Origin of the sequence: Nonomuraea marmarensis, assembly GCF_043197025.1 — a bacterium.
In the GTDB taxonomy this organism is placed as follows: Bacteria; Actinomycetota; Actinomycetes; order Streptosporangiales; family Streptosporangiaceae; genus Nonomuraea; species Nonomuraea marmarensis.
In genome coordinates this window covers 180,509-196,903 of the sequence record NZ_JBICRM010000013.1, presented here as the reverse complement: position 1 = coordinate 196,903, position 16,395 = coordinate 180,509, and the positions used below count along the sequence as shown (strand labels likewise).

The window sequence follows — 16,395 nt, the reverse complement described above, 5'->3', positions numbered from 1 at the left end:
GGGCCCAGTCGAACTCCGGTGAGGTCATGCGCACGTCCGTCAGCATGTGTTGACAAGCGGGGGCTTGTCAGCACATGCTGACACCATGGACGTAACCGCGCTGGCCGAGGCGGCCACCGATCGAGAACCGGGGACGGGGCTGGCGGCGGTGGCCGCGCTCAGGGCCCTGCTTGAGGAACTGGAGGCGATGCACGTGTCGAACGCCCGGGCCCAGGGATGGTCATGGGAGCAGATCGCCGATGCACTGGGTGTCCGGCGGCAGTCCGCTCATCGCAAGCACGCTCGCAGGACGGGGAGGTAGCGCGTGTTCGCCAGGTTCACGGCGGGCGCCCGCCGGGCGGTGGTCAGAGCGGGGATCCTCGCGCTCGACGCGGGGCGGCCCACTCTCGACGCCGATCTGATGCTGCTGGGAGTGGCCGAGGTGCGGCCGTTCTCGTTGTCGTCGTTCACCGCCTCCGAGGCCGAGGTGCGGGAGCGGGTGGGCGTCTGTGACGCGCGGGCGCTGCTGGCCACGCTGGGGATCGACCTCGACGCGGTGCGTCGCACCACCGGATCCGGCGCCGACGCGCCCGGGTCGTGGCGCCTGCGGCGCTCCCGGGTACGGCCGCTGCGGGTCACCCTGTACGGGCCGCTGGGGGAGATCCCGCTGGCCATGCACGCCAGGAAGGTGATCGAGGTGGCGAAGTGGCGGCCAGGACCCGTCACGGGGGAGCGGCTGTTGTGGGGACTGCTCGCGGACCACGCCAACGGCGCCGCCAGGATCCTGCGGGACACCGGGGTGAACCTGCCCGAGCTGGTACGCGAGGCCGGAATCCCGGCCCGCCGCACCGCCTGACTCAGGGTGCGCCGCCTGGGCCCGCGGTGGGCTCCAGGTGGGCGATCTTCTCGGGGTTCGCGATGAGGTAGATCGTGTCGATCTTGCCGTCCGTGATCAGCAGCGAGATGACCGTGATCACCTGACCTCTGGCCGAGATGACCATCGCGGGAGCGTTGTTCATCACCGCCACCCCAAAGGACAGATCCGGAATGTCCGCCATGCCGATCGAGGCAAGGAAACGGGCGATGTTCGCCGGGGTGTTGATCGACAAGAGGTAGCGGCTGACGTTCTCGGCGCCGGTGATGACCCGCAGCGCGGCCCTGGCCTTGCCGCCGCCGTCGCTGACCATCGTGACCTCACCCGCGAACAGCTCGATCAGCCCGTCGAGGTCGCCGTCGGCGGAGGCGCTGATGAACCGCTCGGTGATCCGCCGGCGTTCGTCCCTGTCCACGTCGAACCGCGGCCGCCTGTCCCGCACGTGGTCCCGCGCCCGCCGCGCGAGCTGCCTGGTCGCCGGCTCGGCCCGCCCGATGACCTCCGCGATCTCGGAGAACGGCAGGTCGAACGCCTCCCGTAACACGAACACGGCCCGCTCCAGCGGCGACAACGTCTCCAGGACCAGGAGCAGCGCCATCTCCACCGACTCGGCCAGCTCGGCATGCTCGGCGACGTCGGGCGCGGTGCTGATCGGCTCGGGCAACCACGGCCCCACGTACGACTCCCGCCGCGACTTCGCCCACCGCAGCCGATCGATGGCCAGCCGCGAGGTCACCCTGATCAGGTACGCCTTGGGATCGTCGACGGTCGCCTCGTCCACCCCTGACCAGCGCAACCACGCCTCCTGCACGACGTCCTCGGCGTCGGCGACGCTGCCGAGAATCCGGTACGCAACCCCGATCAGCAGGCTCCGGTGATCCTCAAAGGTCGGCATAAACCCTAGACGTACCACAGGGCCCGAGGTGTGACACGGGGGCTCCCGAACTCCGATACACTTGCGGATCGCAAGGGGCTATAGCGCAGTTGGTAGCGCGCCTCCATGGCATGGAGGAGGTCTGGGGTTCGAATCCCCATAGCTCCACAGTTTGGGTGTTCACCGATCGCGTGTGGCCCGATAGCCGTCCCGTTCAGGTTTGTCGAAATGGCTTATCTCGTCGGGTGTGGGGGCCTCGAAAAGTGTCGCCCATTGTTCGAGCTGCTCCCTGTTGATCGGGTCCGGGGCCTCGTTGCGCGATTCCAGGCGGCGGCACAGCTCGTCCAGTGGCGCCGCCAGATAGCGCAGCTCGACGGCGGCGCCGAGGGCGTGGGCGGCGCGCCGCAGCTCGTCCCGTTCCGCCCGTGACCAGAAGCCGAACTCCAGGATGACGGTCTGGCCGAGTTTCAGCAGGTCCTGCGCATGTAGCCAGAGCAGCTGCTCGAGCCGGTCGCGCGCCTCCTCGTCGTAGAGGTCGATGCCGAGGTGCGCCAGCCATTCGTCCGGACACAGCCGTACGGCCGGGAGCTCGGCGGCCAGGCGCTTGGCCGGCGTCGTCTTACCCGACCCCGGCAGGCCGCACAGGAGTATCAGTCGCATACGTCTTCCAACATGAAGGTCACCCTGACAGCAGGTGCCTCAGGGTCTCCGGGAGGTCGTCGCGGTTCTGCGGGGTCACCGTGACCAGCTCGGCCACGATGCGGGCCTTCAGCGCCGGGTGGCTGCGCTGGTGGATCGTGGCCACGACCGGGATGTCGGCGTTGAAGAGCGCCACGCAACGCGGCAGGAACGCGGGCGACAGCAGCTCCATGGGCCCGATCTCGTCGATGAGCGCGACCGCGCCCTTCGTGCTCACTGCCCGGTCCATGGCGGGCAGGGCGATGCGCTCGAACGCGGGTACGTTCACCCCATATCGCCCGATCCTGGGCCCGGAGACCCAGGAGACGTGGGCCATGACCGCCTTCCGCCCCCCGAACTCCTCCACGGTGAAGCCCACCCGCTGCCCGTGCTCGCGTACCTCGTCGCTGAGGAAACCGCAGACCGGCACGCCCGCCGCGCGCAGCAGCTCGGCGAGGCGGCGGACGACGGTGGTCTTGCCGGTGCGGGGCGGGGCGGTGAGCAGGATGTGCGGCCGGGACACGGGTCCAGGATCGCAGACGGACCCGTCACTTGCCGAGCACGGCCAAGTAGTGCGGGTTGCGCATGATGCCGAGAAGATTGCCGAAGGGATCGACCACGACGGCCGTGACGAATCCGGTCCCCTCGCCGCGTTCCGTGATCGGCTGGTATTCCTTGGCTCCCAGGGTGAGCAGCCTGTCGAGGGTGGCCTCCAGGTCGTCCACGTGCCAGTGCATGATCGAGCCCGCGGACCCGCTCGTCGCGCCCGGCGGGGCGTAGCGGCTGTCGATCAGGCCGAGCTCGTGCTGGTAGTCGCCGACGCGGAACTCGACGTAGCCCGGGACCTCGTAGTACGGCTGGATGCCGAGGAACTCGGCGTACCAGGCCTTGGCCGCCGCCAGGTCGGCCGCGTAGAAGCTGATCGTGGCGAATCCTCGCAACATGTCGATGTTCCCTTCGCTGGGTTGTGTCGACGATTCTTCCGGTCAAAGTGCTCATCAAATGAGCACTTTTAGCGGGAGAATTCTTCTCATGCGAGCCGATCGTCTGGTGGCCGTGCTGCTGCTCATGCAGGCCCGTGGCCGGGTGACCGCGGCCGAGCTGGCCGGGGAGCTGGAGGTGTCCGTGGCCACCGCGCGCCGCGACCTCGAAGCGTTGTCCGCGGCGGGTGTGCCGGTGTATCCACAGGCGGGGCGCGGTGGCGGCTGGTCGCTGCTGGGCGGCGCCAGGACCGACCTCACGGGGCTCACCGCGAACGAGGCCCAAGCGCTGTTCCTGCTCGCCGGTCCGGCCGCGGCCGTCGCGCCCGAGCTCAGGTCCGCGCTGCGCAAGTTGCTGCGGGCCCTGCCCCAGACGTTCCGGGCCGACGCCGAGGCCGCCGCAGCCGCCGTGGTGATCGACCCCGCGCGCTGGGGCGAGCGCGATCGGGAGCGGCCCGAGCTGGTGGCGGCCCTGCAGCGCGCCACCGTACGCCGCCGCAAGGTCAGGCTCGGGTACGAGGGCCGCTCCCGGGAACGTTCGCACCGGCTGGTCGATCCCTGGGGCCTGGTGGACAAGGACGACGTCTGGTACCTGGTGGCCGGGACCGAGAGCGGGCAGCGCACGTTCAGGGTGGACCGGATCGTCGAGGCCGCGGTGACCGACGAGCCCTTCGAACGGCCTGAAGGCTTCGAGTTGTCGCAGGCGTGGGGGCAGGTCGTGGACGAGATGGAGCGGCGGCGCTCGCTGGTCTCGGCGACCGTGCTCATCGCCAAGAGGTTCCTGCCGGTCCTGCGCTCGCATTTCGGGCGGCACTGCGAGACCGAGGGGATCGAGCCGGACGGGCGGGTCAGGGCGCGGGTGGCGGCCCCGATGCCGCGGACGATCGCCGAGCAACTCGCGGGGTGGGGATCGCTCGTGGAGGTGGTGGAGCCGGAGCAGGTCAGGGCCGAGCTGGCCAGGATCGGCGCCGAGCTCGTCGGCCGCTATCGGTGACGTCTAGGGCAGCGTGGTGGACAGGGCCGCGAGTTCCCAGCGGATCTGCTCCCACGCCTGCTCCACATGCCGCCGCTCGGTGGCCGCACCTCCGATGGCCAGCCGCAACACCACCCGGCCGGCGATCCTGGCGTGCGTCATGTACACGGACCCGCTGGCGTTCAGCAGTTGCAGCAGCCGCATCGTGGCCGCATCAGCCTCGGCCGCCGCCAGCCCCGGCCACTCCGGGCGGAAGCACACGAGCCCGAGCGGATGCGGCTCGTGCACCTCGAACCCGGGATCCGCCGAGATCCACGACGCCAGCTCCTGCGCCAGCCCGACGCCCTTGCGGATGTGCGCGCGCAGCCCTTCGGCGCCGTACCAGCGGATCACCGACCACAACTTCAGCGCCCTGAACCGCCGCCCCAGCGGCACCTGCCAATTGCGGTAGTCGACGACGGAGCCGGCGGAGGTGGCCGGATTCCTGAGGTATTCGGGCAGGATCGACAGGGCGCCCAGCAGCGGGGCACGGTCGGCGGTCCAGAGCACGGCGCAGTCGAAGTTCGTCAGCAGCCACTTGTGCGGGTCCGTCGAGTAGGAGTCGGCGTACTCGGCCACCCCGTCGTTCAGCCAGCGGAACTCCGGGCAGACCGCCGCGACCCCCGCGTAGGCCGCGTCCACGTGCAGCCAGAGCCCGCGTTCGCGGCACACCTCGCCGATCTCCCGCACGGGGTCGACGGCCGTCGTGGAGGTGGTGCCGACGGTGGCGCACACCATCGCGGGCACGGCCCCCGCCGCCTCGTCCTGAGCCAGCAGGGTACGCAGGTGGCCGGGGTCCATCGCCAGGGTGCGCGGATCGACGTCCACCACCCGTACGCCCGACGTCCCCAGCCCCGCGATCCGTGCCGCCTTCTCCAGGGACGAATGCGTCTGGGACGACACGTACAGCGTGTACCGCCGTTTGATCCCGTCCGACGTGACCTGGCCGTCGCTCGCCCGGTGCAGCGCGGCCAGCAGCGCGACCAGGCACGCGCTCGACGCCGAGTCCTGGATGACGCCGCCGCCCTTCGCGTTCGTACGGAAATGTTCCGGCAGGTCGAGCAACTCCGCGAGCCAGTCGACCACCACCGTCTCCAGCTCCGTACAGGCCGGGCTGGCCACCCACAACATCCCCTGCACGCCGAGCCCGCTGGAGAGCAGGTCGCCCAGGACGGCCGGGCCGCTGGCGTTGGAGGGGAAGTAGGCGAAGAAGCCGGGATGTTGCCAGTGCGTGATGCCGGGCAGCAGGATCCGCCCCAGATCCGACAGCACCGCCTCGAACGGCTCCCCGCGCTCCGGCGGCCCCGACGGCAGGGCGCTTCGGATCTCACCCGGCTTGACCTGGGACATCACCGGATAGGACTCGATGCCGGCGAGGTAGTCCGCGATCCAGTCGACGACCTGTTTGCCGTGGCGGCGGAACTCCTCCGGGCTCATATGATCGCTCATCCGCCCACTCTGTAGGCACGGGCGGGTGTTGCGAAAGGGAACGGGCCGGAGGCTTTCGCCCCCGGCCCGTTCTATCTCAAGCGGTCGATGACCGCCGAAGGTCAGTAATGTCTGGGATAGCGCCGACTGCCGAACGTCTTGCCGACCTGGAAGCCGCCGGGCAGGCGCACGGTCACGTGGCGCCGGCCGTCAGGAGTGGTCGAGACGTGGAAACGCCGGTTGCCGTAGCTGTGGCCGACACCGTGCCGCGACAGGTTGATCCGGAACGGACCCACTTTGATTGACTTTCGGTAGTGCCAGCCCATGTCCCTCCTCCGCCGTCGTGCGCTCAGTCTGGAAAACGACCGGCACGTTCGCCGAGTTCCCGTTCACCCGGCATACCGTAGGTGGACTGGCAGCACCCGGAAGGACCACATCCATGATCGTGATCGCTCACCTGAGCGACATCCACATCGGCGCGACTCCCCAAAGCGCCGGCCGCGCCGACGCCGTGCTGCGCTACCTCGACTCGCTCCCCTACGACTTCGACGTGGTGCTCGTCACCGGCGACATCGCCGACCACGGGCTTCCCGGGGAGTACGAGGAGGCGGGCAAACTGCTCACCTCGCGCCATCCCGTCCTGGTCGGCCCCGGCAACCACGACCGCCGCGAGGAGTTCCGCAGGGTGCTGCTCGGCGAGCGGCCGTCGTCCGGGCCGATCAACCAGGTCCACCGCAGTGCCAAGGCGATCTACGCGATGTGCGACTCGTCCATCCCCGGCGAGGACGCGGGCCACCTGGACGAGGAGACGATCGCCTGGCTCGAAGGCGTGCTCGAAAGCGCCGACCTGCCGGTGTTCGTGGCTTTCCACCACCCGCCCGCGCTCCTGCACAGCCCGCCGATCGACGGGATCAGGCTGCACCGGCCCGAGCCGCTGGAGGAGTTGCTCGCCGCGCACCCGAACGTGCCTGCCGTCCTGGTCGGCCACGCGCACATGGCGGCCGCCACCACGTTCGCCGGTCGCCCGCTGCTGGTCGCCCCGGGCGTCGTGTCCACGTTGAAACTGCCGTGGGAGGGCGGGACGTCGTTCGACAACTGCGTCGACTACGACCTCCCGCCCTCCGTCGCCTTCCACGTCCTGGACGGCGAAGGGCGGGTGACCACCCACTACCGAGTGGTCGTCACCGCTCGGTGAGGCGGACGAACGTCACCGAGTTCCCGGGGAAGTCGTAGGTGAAGGCCGAGGAGAAGCCGTTCATCCGCGACTCCACCGGAGCCACCTTGTCCGGTTCGGAGATCGAGTTCACGTCGGACGGCGCGCCGGTCAGCGAGGTCACCGTGGCGGTCGGCCTGACGCGGGCCGAGCCCAGGTCCACGCTGCCGCGCACGGCCGTGTCCTGCGCGTTGACGACCTTGAGCGTCACGGACTTCCCGTCCCTGGACACCACCTGGTACAGCGGCTCCACCGTCGCGTTGTCCACGAACTCGTTGATCTTCTGCCCGTCCACCCAGGTCGTGATCTTGCGCCCGCTGACCTGGATCTTGAGGCGGTAGTCGCGGCCGGTCTCGACCGTCGTGGCGGAGGTGGCGATCGAGGACTTGCCGCCGTTCACGGCCTTCTCGATGGCGGACTGGGTGTTGCCCCAGCCGCCGATGTTCCACCAGTAGAAGTTGCCGGTGTCACGCACCCCGAACATCACCAGGAAGCCCTCCGCCCCAGCGGTCTTGCGGGCGGTCACCTCCATCGTGTAGTTCGACCAGTCGGCCGAGCCCGCCGTGGACCTGGCGTCCTCGACCCGCGCGGTCTGCAGATAGGCCCCGTCCTGTACGGCCCACGTGCCGCGACCGGGCGTCCACTTGCCGGAACCGGCCGAGAAGTCGTCCGACAGCAGCACGGTCCCGTCCGCCGCGGTGACCTGCACGTCGTCGTACCTGACCTGGGTGTTCCAGGCGCCCAGCCCGACCGCGCCGCTGATGTCCTCGACCGGCCTGGCCGCGCCCTCGAAGGTGCTCGGCAGGACCCGGTCGCCGACGTTCGTGGAGAACAGCCGCTGTACGTGGTAGCTCGGCGAGCCGTACACCTGGTCGTTGTCGAACCAGATGAGGTCCGGCGTCCAGTCCACGTAGTCCACGTTGGCCAGCAGCGGCGCGTACGAGGCCAGCTCCACCACGTCGGCGTTGCGCTCGATGCCCGTCAGGTACGACGCCTCCGTCAGGGCGTTGTAGAACGTGTTGCCCCTGGAGGCGTACTCGCCCACGAACACCTTCGGGCCGCCCCGGTCATAGGAGTCGTAGCGGTGGTTGTTGGCCAGGAACCAGTCGGGGTTGTTGTAGTAGTGCTCGTCGACCAGGTCCGCCTTCTGGTCGCGGGCGAACTGCCACATCCGGTCGAACCAGGCGCCCTGCGACGTCTGCCCGGAGTTACTGATGATCTTGATCGAGGGGTACTTGGCCCTGATCGCCTGGGCGAACTTCGGGTAGTTCGTGAAGAACTCTTGGTAGATCTCCTCGTTCCCGAGCCCGATGTAGTCCAGCCCGAACGGCTTCGGATGCCCGAGCTGCGCCCGCTTCTTACCCCACTCCGACGTCACGGGCCCGTTGGCGAACTCGATCAGGTCCAGCGTGTCCTGCACCCACCTGGCCAGCTTGGCCTCGTCGGTCAGCGGGCGGTTCTCGCCGCAGCCGTTCACGCCCACCGACAACACCGGCAGCGCCTCGGCCCCGACGTCCTCGGCGAACTGGAAGTACTCGTAGTACCCGATGCCGTACGTCTGGTTGTAGCCCCAGAAGTTGAAGTTGGTGGGCCGCTCCTCGATCGGGCCGATCGTCTCCTTCCACTGGTAGATGCGGCGCCTGTCCTGCTTGTCCGAGTACGGGTCGTACGTGCCGACGTTCGTCACGCAGCCGCCGGGGAAGCGCAGGAACTGCGGCTCCAGATCGGCGATCATCTTCGCCAGGTCCGTCCGCATGCCGTGGCCCTTGAACGTGTCATGCGGGAACAGCGAGACCATGTCCAGGTCGGTCTGCCCGCTGGGGGCCTGGACGACCAGGCGGCCCGCGTCGGTGGTGCCGGAGGACTTGAACGACCCCGTGTACTTGGCCCAGCCGCCCGCCTTGACCTGCAGCGTCGCCTTGCCGAGCACGGTGGCGCCGCTCTCGGCGGTGATCGTCAGCGGGCCGCTCTCCGAGCGCCTGGCCCACAGTGACAGGTCGTAGCGCTTGCCGGCCTTCAACGGCAGGCCGCGGTTGAACCCCGTGTTGCTCGCGCCCGCCGTGCCATCCCCGGTGACGTCGAGCCGCAGGTAGTTACGGTTGTTCGCGTTCAGCGGCTGGTCGGAGGAGACCGTCAGGGCGGCGGTCGCGCCGCGCTCGGCCTTGGTCCACGCGGTCAGCCCCGTGTAGGAGCGCTCGTCGGTCGCGTTGAACTCGAACGAGCGGTTCTGCACCAGCTCGGCGTAGAGCCCGCCGTCGGCGGCGTGGTTGATGTCCTCGTAGAAGATCCCGTAGAGGTTCGGGCCGACCTTCGTGCCCTGCGCCTTGGTGTCCACGGTGAGCTTGCCCGAGCTGTAGTCCTCGACCCCGAACTTGGTGGCCTCCGTCCCCATGACCAGCTTCCCGTCGCTGATCGAGACGCTCCTGCCGCCGGAGGACACCGTGACCTTGCCGCCGCCCGCGTCCTTGAGCTGGAAGACCGACGCGGTCCCGCTGAGCCGCACCCTCTCCGTGGCCTGCAGGTACTTGCCGGTCGCCAGGTCCTTCAGCGTCACCCCATCGCCGCTGGGCGCGGCGGTGACGGCCAGGCTGGTCATCGACGCCTTCGCCGAGGCCCGCACCACTCCCGACTGATCGACGGTCAGGTACGGCTGCGCCACCGCCCGCAACGTGAACGGCCCGGGCGGAACCACGGCCTGACCCTCGGCCGCCTTGATCGCGACGTAGTCGAAATCGGCTCGCATCGACGTGCCGTTCTGCGCCGACAGCCCGAACAGCCCGACCTGCCGGACGTCGAGCCGGGCCGTCATCCTGGCCGCCTGCACCCAGGCCGAGCCGTCCCAGTAGGAGGAGACGAACTCGTCACCGGTCCTGGCCAGCTTGACGATCTCGGCGGCCGAGCCCGGCCGGGCCGCGAAGTTCGAGGTGAACGCCGCCCCCACCTCGGTGGCCGTCTCGATCACCGGCCCGCCGGCGAGCCCGACGTGGGCCAGCCCGGCGCGTACGTAGTTGTCCCAGTCCTGCCAGGCCAGCAGGCCCGCGCTCTGGTAGTCCAGCGCGACCGGCGCGCTGAGTTTGGTGACCACCTCGAAGTCGCCGTCGGGGATGTCCACGAGGAAGAGGTTCCTGGCGTTGTTGGTGCCCTGATGGGTGTCACCGGTCAGCGTGTCCAGGTGGAGCGCGCTGCCCGACACCGACCAGCGGGAGTTGTCGGGCGACAACACCGTCCAGTCCTGGCCGAGCGCCGTGCCGTCGAACTGGTCGACGACCGCGCCATCAGGGATGGGATCCGCCATCGCGACGGCCGGGGGTGCCACCAGCGAACCCGCTAAGAGCAGGGCCGATAAGGCGATTCGCGTCATGAGTGGGGGGCTCCTCAAGCATTGTTAGCGTTAACATTGGAGTGAGCGTTAACAACGGCGATTCGCGACAAGTTAAGGACTGCCCGCAGGGCTCGTCAAGGGGGGCGCCGCGTAACCCGACCGTAATCCGGCGGGTCTTGACGAGACCGGTTGTTAACGTTCACAGTCAGGCCAAGCCAGGAAAGGAGCACGGCCGTGGGATCCACCCTGGGGCGCCGCCTGCCGGTCATGGCCGATGTGGCCAAGGAAGCCGGCGTGTCGCATCAGACGGTCTCCCGAGTGCTCAACGATCACCCGAACGTGCGCGGCGAGACCCGCACCCGGGTGCTCGAAGCGATCGACAAGCTCGGCTACCGCCGCAACCTCGTCGCCCGCGCCCTGGTCACCAAGCACTCCAGAACGCTCGGGGTGGTCAGCTTCGACACCACGCTGTACGGCCCGGCCAGCACGGTCTACGGCATCGAGCGGGCGGCCAGGTCGGCCGGCTACTTCGTCAGCATCGTCAGCCTCAAGTCCATCGACAGGGCCGGCGTCCGCGACGCGCTCGACTACCTGGCCGACCAGGCCGTGGACGGCATCGTCGTGGTCGCGCCGCAACGCTCGGCCGCGCAGGCCCTGGCCGACGTGCCGCTCGGCGTGCCCACCGTCGCCGTCGAGGGCGGCGAGGCTGGGGGCGTGTCCGTGGTCTGCGTCGACCAGGTCGCGGGTGGCCGGCTTGCCACCGAGCACCTGCTGTCGCTGGGCCACGAGACGGTCTGGCACGTCGGCGGGCCCTCCGACTGGCTGGAGGCGGAAGGGCGCGTGTCCGGCTGGCGGGCCGCGCTGGAGCAGGCGGGCCGCGAGGCCCCGCAACCGCTCGCAGGGGACTGGAGCCCGCGCTCGGGGTATGAGGCGGGGCGCAGCCTGGCGAGCATGAGGAACGTCACCGCGGTCTTCGTCGCCAACGACCAGATGGCGCTCGGCGTGCTGCGGGCGTTCACCGAGCAGGGGGTGAGAGTGCCCGAGCGGGTGAGTGTGGTCGGCTTCGACGACATCCCGGAGTCGGAGTTCTTCTCGCCGCCGCTCACGACCATCAGGCAGGACTTCGACGCGGTGGGCAGACACAGCATCGAAGTGCTCGTACGGCAACTCCAAGGCAGTCCTCAGGAACGGGAGCGGCTCGTGGTGCCGCCCAGGTTCGTCGCCAGGGCCAGCACGGCCCGGGCGGCCGGATAACCGATGGGGCCGTACAGGAAGGCAGACAGTGCTGGCGTCCGTCCGGGGATGTTAGCGCTCACATAGGAAGGGAAACCCCCCACGTGTTAAAGAGGATCTCGGCGTTGGTGCTCGCGGGGCTCACCGCGATGTCGATGGCGGCCTGCGGCAGTGGCGGCTCAGGCGGTGGCGGCGACTCGATCACCATGGGCTTCTCCCAGGTCGGCGCGGAGAGCGGCTGGCGCACCGCGAACACCAAGTCCGTGCAGGACTCGGCCAAGAACGCGGGCATCTCGCTCAAGTTCTCCGACGCCCAGCAGAAGCAGGAGAACCAGATCAAGGCCATCCGCTCCTACATCCAGCAGAAGGTGGACATCATCGCCTTCTCGCCGGTGGTGGAGTCGGGCTGGGACACGGTGCTCAAGGAGGCCAAGGACGCGAAGATCCCGGTCATCCTGACCGACCGCGCCGTGGACTCCAAGGACACGACCCTCTACAAGACCTTCCTCGGCTCCGACTTCATCGAGGAGGGCAAGAAGGCGGGCCAGTGGCTGGTGGAGGAGTACAAGTCCAGCACCGACCCGGTGAACATCGTTGAACTGCAGGGTACGACCGGCTCGGCGCCGGCCAACGACCGCAAGGCCGGGTTCGCCGAGGTCATCGGGGCCGACACGAAGTTCAAGATCATCGCCTCGCAGACCGGCGACTTCACCAGGGCCAAGGGCAAAGAGGTCATGGAGGCCTTCCTGAAGTCGAACCCGGACATCGACGTGCTTTATGCGCACAATGACGACATGGGTCTGGGCGCGATCGAGGCGATCGAGGGCGCGGGCAAGGTGCCCGGCAAGGACATCAAGATCATCACCGTGGACGCGGTCAAGGACGGCATGCAGGCGCTCGCCGACGGGAAGATCAGCTACATCGTCGAGTGCTCGCCGCTGCTCGGCCCGCAGCTCATGGACCTGGCCAAGAAGGTGCTCAAGAACGAGCAGGTGCCGGCCCGCGTGGTGACCGAGGAGACCACGTTCACCCAGGACCAGGCCAAGCAGGCCCTGTCCACCCGCCAGTACTGATCGAGCGACCGGGCCGGCCTGGCCGGCCCGGTTTCGGCACAAGGGGAGAAGGCGAATGGCCACACCCGCGCCGGTCCTGACGATGAGCGGGATCGGCAAGCAGTTTCCTGGCGTGAACGCGCTGGACGGCGTGGACCTGCGGTTGCTGCCCGGCGAGGTGCACGCGCTCATGGGAGAGAACGGCGCGGGCAAGTCCACCCTGATCAAGGTGCTCACCGGCGTCTACCCGGCCGACGCGGGCACCGTCGAGCTGGGCGGGCAGGCCATCGCGTTCGGCAGCCCGCTGGAGGCCCAGCAGGGCGGCATCAGCACCGTCTACCAGGAGGTCAACCTCTGCACGAACCTCTCGGTCGCCGAGAACATCTTCATCGGCCGCGAGCCGCGCCGCCGCGGGCGCATCGACTGGAAGCGGATGCGGACCAGGGCCGGTGAGCTGCTGTCGCGGCTGGAGCTGAGCCTGGACGTGTCGGCGCCGCTGTCGTCGTACTCGCTGGCCATCCAGCAGATGGTGGCCATCGCACGGGCGATCGACATCGACGCCAGGGTGCTGATCCTGGACGAGCCCACCTCGAGCCTGGACGCGGACGAGGTGGAGCAGCTCTTCAGGGTCATGCGCAGGCTCAAGGAGGAGGGCATCGCCATCCTCTTCGTCTCGCACTTTCTCGACCAGATCTACGAAATTTCGGACCGTATGACGATTCTTCGCAACGGTCGGCTCGTCGGCGAGTACCTCACCCGCGAGCTCCCCCAGGTCGAGCTGGTCGCCAAGATGATCGGCCAGGAGCTGGCCGCCCTCGAACGGCTGCACGGCGAGGCCAAGGTCTTCGACCGCCCGCTGGTCGAGGCGCGCGAGCTCGGCAGGTCAGGGGCCATCGAGCCGTTCACGCTGACGATCCACGAGGGCGAGGTCGTGGGCCTGGCGGGGCTGCTCGGCTCAGGACGTACGGAGATCGCGCGGTTGTTGTTCGGCGCGGACCACGCGGGCACGGGGGAGATCGCGGTCGGCGGGACGCCCGCGTCGTTACGCACGCCGCGCGCGGCGATGACGCACAAGATCGCGTTCTGCTCGGAGAACCGCAAGTCCGACGGGCTCATCCCGGACCTGACCGTGCGCGAGAACATCATCCTGGCCCTCCAGGCCACCAGGGGCTGGACCAGGCCGGTGCCGCGCGAGCAGCAGGACGAGCTGGTCGGCAGGTACATCAAGGCACTGAAGATCAACCCGCCCAACCCCGAGCACCTCGTACGCGACCTCAGCGGCGGCAACCAGCAGAAGGTCGTGCTGGCCAGGTGGCTCCTCCTGGAGCCGCGCCTGCTCATCCTGGACGAGCCCACCCGGGGCATCGACGTCGGCGCGAAGGCCGAGATCCAGCGGCTGGTGGCGGAGCTGTCCGACGGCGGCATGGCGGTGCTGTTCATCTCCGCCGAGCTGGAGGAGGTGCTGCGGCTCAGCCACAAGGTGGAGGTGCTGCGCGACCGGCGGCTGGTGGCCGAGCTGCCGAATGACGACGAGCTGACGACGGACGTGCTGATGGAAACGATCGCGAGCGGAGGCCGGGCCTCATGAGACGGCTGCTGTGGCCGGTGGTGGTCCTCGTACTGCTGCTGGTCCTGAACGTGTTCTTCACGCCCAGCTTCTTCTCCGTCCAGGTCAGGGACGGCCACCTGTACGGCAGCCTGATCGACATCCTGCGCTTCGGCGCGCCGCTGATCCTGGTCTCGCTGGGCATGACGCTGGTCATCGCCACCGGCGGCATCGACCTGTCGGTGGGCTCGGTGGTGGCGATCTCGGGCGCGCTGGCGTGCCTGCAGATCAGCGAGGACGCGAGCGTGTTCACCGCCGTGGCCCTGGCGCTGGGGTTGTGCCTGGTGCTGGGGGCCTGGAACGGGTTCCTGGTCGCGGGCATCGGCATCCAGCCGATCATCGCCACGCTGATCCTCATGGTGGCCGGGCGCGGCCTGGCCCAGCTCATCACCGACGGCCAGATCATCACCGTGAACAGCCCGGCGTACAAGGTGATCGGCGGCGGCTACTGGCTGACCGTGCCGTTCGGCATCCTGATCGTGCTGGCGGTGCTGGCGATCACCGCGTTCCTGACGCGCAGGCTGGCGCTGGGCATGCTGATCGAGTCCGTCGGCGGCAACGCCGAGGCCAGCAGGCTCGCGGGCATCAGGTCACGCGGGATCGTCATCATGGTGTACGCCTTCGCCGCCCTGTGCGCGGGCGTGGCCGGGCTGATGATCAGCTCGAACGTCTCCAGCGCCGACGGCAACAACGCCGGCCTGTGGATCGAGCTGGACGCCATCCTGGCCGTCGTGATCGGCGGCACGTCGTTGTCCGGCGGCCGGTTCTCGCTCGGCGGGACCGTGCTGGGCGCGCTCATCATCCAGACGCTGACCACGACGATCTACTCGATCGGCGTGCCGCCGGAGACCACGCTGCTGTTCAAGGCGCTGGTCGTGACCGCGGTCTGCCTCATCCAGTCGCCGTCGTTCCGCGAGAAGGTGTTCCGCCGCCGAGGGCGGGCGGCGCCGCCCAGCCCGGCGGCCGAGGAGAAGGTGCGGGTGCGCGAGGGAGCGCCGCCGCCTGGACTGAGGAGCGGCGGGAGCGTAGCGACCAGAGCGACGAGGGAAGGCGGCGGATCCCCAGCGACCGAGCCGCCTCACGGAGTGAGGCCATGAACACGAGCATGACCACGTTGACGCTCGGCCGGACGGCCGTGCCCGCCAAATACCTGCCGGTCCTGGTGACCGGGTGCCTGTTCGTGGCGATGTTCGTGGTGGGCGGGATCCGCTACGAAGGGTTCGCCAGCGGGCAGGTGATCCTCAACGTCTTCATCGACAACGCCTTCCTGCTGGTGGTGGCGGTCGGGATGACGTTCGTGATCCTGACCGGGGGCATCGACCTGTCGGTGGGCTCGGTGGTGGCGCTGTCCACGATGATCTCGGCCAGTCTCATGGCGGGGCCCGGGTGGCCGCCGTACCTGGTGATCCCGCTGGTGCTGGTCATCGGGTCGGGGCTGGGGCTGGTGATGGGGTACATCGTGCACGCCTTCGACATCCAGCCGTTCATCGTGACGCTGGCGGGGATGTTCCTGGCCAGGGGGTTGTGCTACACGATCGGGACCGACTCGATCCCGATCGAGGACGCCACGTTCACGGCGTTCGCGCAGACCAGGATCGACCTGTTCGCCGACATGTGGATCTCACCGAGCGTGATCATCGCGGTGGTTGTGGTCCTGGTGGCGGCGTACGTGTTGCACTACACCCGCCTGGGCCGGTCCGTGTACGCCACCGGCGGCAGCGAGCAGTCGGCGCTGCTGATGGGGTTGCCCGTGGGCCGGACGAAGATCGCGGTCTACACGATCAGCGGGTTCTGCTCGGCGCTGGGCGGGGTGCTGCTGTCGTTCTACATGCTCTCCGGCTACGGGCTGCACGCCGTGGGCATGGAGCTGGACGCGATCGCGGCGGTCGTCATCGGCGGCACGCTGCTCACCGGGGGTAGCGGCTTCCTGTTCGGCACCGTGCTCGGCGTGCTCGTGCTGGGACTGATCCAGACGATCATCAGTTTCGAGGGCACGCTGTTGTCCTGGTGGACGAAGATCTTCATTGGTTTGTTGTTGTTCGTCTTCATCCTGCTGCAGCGCCTGTTCTCAGCGCGGTCGCGCCGCTGACCTGCGTCTGGAGGCAATCATGGAGGTTACCTAACGATTTCGGGGAGGTAAGTTT

16 protein-coding genes and 1 tRNA gene are annotated in these 16,395 nt (G+C 68.8%); 10 read left to right on the top strand and 7 right to left on the bottom strand.

Features of this window, described 5'->3' with window-relative positions:
• Positions 1–85 precede the first annotated feature (85 nt).
• Together ACFLIM_RS22945 and ACFLIM_RS22940 are read left to right on the top strand one after the other, a co-directional pair.
• A complete protein-coding gene (locus ACFLIM_RS22945; RefSeq protein ID WP_393168554.1) occupies positions 86–301 on the top strand; it encodes a helix-turn-helix domain-containing protein in 216 nt (71 codons plus the stop codon).
• Positions 302–304: 3 nt separating this feature from the next.
• Positions 305–835, top strand: coding sequence for a Clp protease N-terminal domain-containing protein (locus ACFLIM_RS22940; RefSeq protein WP_393168552.1), 531 nt, complete (start codon positions 305–307; stop codon positions 833–835).
• A 1-nt stretch (position 836) separates the two neighbouring features.
• Here ACFLIM_RS22940 and ACFLIM_RS22935 read toward each other — a convergent pair whose 3' ends face one another.
• The gene (locus ACFLIM_RS22935) at positions 837–1,748 is read right to left on the bottom strand and encodes an RNA polymerase sigma-70 factor (RefSeq protein ID WP_393168550.1); all 912 of its coding nucleotides are present in this window, start codon (positions 1,746–1,748) and stop codon (positions 837–839) included.
• A gap of 74 nt (positions 1,749–1,822) precedes the next feature.
• On the opposite strand from ACFLIM_RS22935, the gene ACFLIM_RS22930 reads away from it, so the two are divergent.
• Positions 1,823–1,895 (top strand) — tRNA-Ala (locus tag ACFLIM_RS22930).
• Positions 1,896–1,907: 12 nt separating this feature from the next.
• On the opposite strand, the gene ACFLIM_RS22925 is transcribed toward ACFLIM_RS22930, so the two are convergent.
• From ACFLIM_RS22925 to ACFLIM_RS22915, 3 genes are read right to left on the bottom strand one after another with little or no spacing between them, the layout of a single operon-like run.
• The gene (locus ACFLIM_RS22925; protein WP_393168548.1) at positions 1,908–2,387 is read right to left on the bottom strand and encodes an AAA family ATPase; all 480 of its coding nucleotides are present in this window, start codon (positions 2,385–2,387) and stop codon (positions 1,908–1,910) included.
• A gap of 19 nt (positions 2,388–2,406) precedes the next feature.
• Positions 2,407–2,928 (bottom strand): nucleoside-triphosphatase, encoded by a 522-nt coding sequence (locus ACFLIM_RS22920; protein WP_393168546.1) that lies wholly within the window; start codon positions 2,926–2,928, stop codon positions 2,407–2,409.
• Between the two features lie 25 nt (positions 2,929–2,953).
• Positions 2,954–3,349: a VOC family protein gene (locus tag ACFLIM_RS22915; protein ID WP_393168544.1), complete on the bottom strand. Its 396-nt coding sequence runs from the start codon at positions 3,347–3,349 to the stop codon at positions 2,954–2,956.
• 88 nt (positions 3,350–3,437) lie between these two features.
• On the opposite strand from ACFLIM_RS22915, the gene ACFLIM_RS22910 reads away from it, so the two are divergent.
• Positions 3,438–4,379, top strand: a complete 942-nt coding sequence (locus ACFLIM_RS22910; protein ID WP_393168543.1) for a helix-turn-helix transcriptional regulator — start codon at positions 3,438–3,440, stop codon at positions 4,377–4,379.
• 3 nt (positions 4,380–4,382) lie between these two features.
• On the opposite strand, the gene ACFLIM_RS22905 is transcribed toward ACFLIM_RS22910, so the two are convergent.
• Together ACFLIM_RS22905 and ACFLIM_RS22900 are read right to left on the bottom strand one after the other, a co-directional pair.
• Complete coding sequence (locus tag ACFLIM_RS22905; RefSeq protein ID WP_393168541.1) at positions 4,383–5,846, bottom strand: pyridoxal-dependent decarboxylase; 1,464 nt, start codon at positions 5,844–5,846, stop codon at positions 4,383–4,385.
• Positions 5,847–5,947: 101 nt separating this feature from the next.
• Positions 5,948–6,151, bottom strand: coding sequence for a DUF4236 domain-containing protein (locus ACFLIM_RS22900; RefSeq protein WP_393168539.1), 204 nt, complete (start codon positions 6,149–6,151; stop codon positions 5,948–5,950).
• 113 nt (positions 6,152–6,264) lie between these two features.
• Between ACFLIM_RS22900 and ACFLIM_RS22895 the strand changes: the two genes are divergently transcribed.
• Positions 6,265–7,020, top strand: coding sequence for a metallophosphoesterase (locus ACFLIM_RS22895; RefSeq protein WP_393168537.1), 756 nt, complete (start codon positions 6,265–6,267; stop codon positions 7,018–7,020).
• On the opposite strand, the gene ACFLIM_RS22890 is transcribed toward ACFLIM_RS22895, so the two are convergent.
• Positions 7,007–10,399, bottom strand: coding sequence for an alpha-L-arabinofuranosidase C-terminal domain-containing protein (locus ACFLIM_RS22890; RefSeq protein ID WP_393168535.1), 3,393 nt, complete (start codon positions 10,397–10,399; stop codon positions 7,007–7,009). The genes ACFLIM_RS22895 and ACFLIM_RS22890 overlap by 14 nt on opposite strands.
• A 228-nt stretch (positions 10,400–10,627) precedes the next feature.
• Between ACFLIM_RS22890 and ACFLIM_RS22885 the strand changes: the two genes are divergently transcribed.
• The 5 genes from ACFLIM_RS22885 to yjfF all read left to right on the top strand — a co-directional run bounded on the left by ACFLIM_RS22885 (position 10,628) and on the right by yjfF (position 16,340).
• Entirely contained in the window at positions 10,628–11,614 is a 987-nt protein-coding gene (locus ACFLIM_RS22885) for a LacI family DNA-binding transcriptional regulator (RefSeq protein WP_393168664.1), read from the top strand.
• 83 nt (positions 11,615–11,697) lie between these two features.
• On the top strand, positions 11,698–12,666 hold the full coding sequence (locus ACFLIM_RS22880; protein WP_393168533.1) for an ABC transporter substrate-binding protein: 969 nt from the start codon (positions 11,698–11,700) through the stop codon (positions 12,664–12,666).
• 55 nt (positions 12,667–12,721) lie between these two features.
• The gene (locus ACFLIM_RS22875) at positions 12,722–14,233 is read left to right on the top strand and encodes a sugar ABC transporter ATP-binding protein (RefSeq protein WP_393168532.1); all 1,512 of its coding nucleotides are present in this window, start codon (positions 12,722–12,724) and stop codon (positions 14,231–14,233) included.
• The gene (locus tag ACFLIM_RS22870; protein ID WP_393168530.1) at positions 14,230–15,348 is read left to right on the top strand and encodes an ABC transporter permease; all 1,119 of its coding nucleotides are present in this window, start codon (positions 14,230–14,232) and stop codon (positions 15,346–15,348) included. The genes ACFLIM_RS22875 and ACFLIM_RS22870 overlap by 4 nt, the downstream gene beginning before the upstream one ends.
• Positions 15,345–16,340, top strand: a complete 996-nt coding sequence (gene yjfF, locus ACFLIM_RS22865; RefSeq protein WP_393168528.1) for a galactofuranose ABC transporter, permease protein YjfF — start codon at positions 15,345–15,347, stop codon at positions 16,338–16,340. Before ACFLIM_RS22870 ends, yjfF begins: the two co-directional genes overlap by 4 nt.
• Positions 16,341–16,395 lie beyond the last annotated feature (55 nt).